Raw genomic sequence first — 447 nt, forward strand, 5'->3', positions numbered from 1 at the left:
GTACTGGTCACCGGCTCCAGCCGTGGTATTGGCCGCGCCATCGCATTGCGTCTGGCCCGAGCGGGGCATGACATCGTGCTGCACTGCCGCAGCGGCTTGGCGGACGCCGAAGCCGTCAAAGCCGAAGTGGAAACCTTGGGCCGCAACGCGCGCATCCWGCAATTCGACGTCAGCAACCGCGCCAGCTGCAAAGCGATCCTTGAAGCCGATGTCGAAGCCCATGGCGCCTATTACGGCGTGGTGCTCAACGCCGGCCTGACCCGCGACGGTGCTTTTCCGGCCCTGAGCGAGGAGGATTGGGATGTGGTGATGCGCACCAACCTCGACGGTTTCTACAACGTGCTGCACCCGGTGATGATGCCGATGATCCGTCGTCGCGCCGCCGGGCGGATTGTCTGCATTACTTCGGTGTCCGGGCTGATCGGCAATCGCGGGCAGGTCAATTAC

General features: G+C 63.9%; 1 protein-coding gene. It reads left to right on the plus strand.

Annotated elements, in window-relative coordinates; translation table 11 throughout:
- The coding region (locus tag AC1DF0_RS32275; RefSeq protein ID WP_477577664.1) for an SDR family NAD(P)-dependent oxidoreductase at nucleotides 1–447 on the plus strand (447 nt) is incomplete at both ends.

It is taken from the genome of Paenibacillus sp. 05T425 (genome assembly GCF_056396205.1).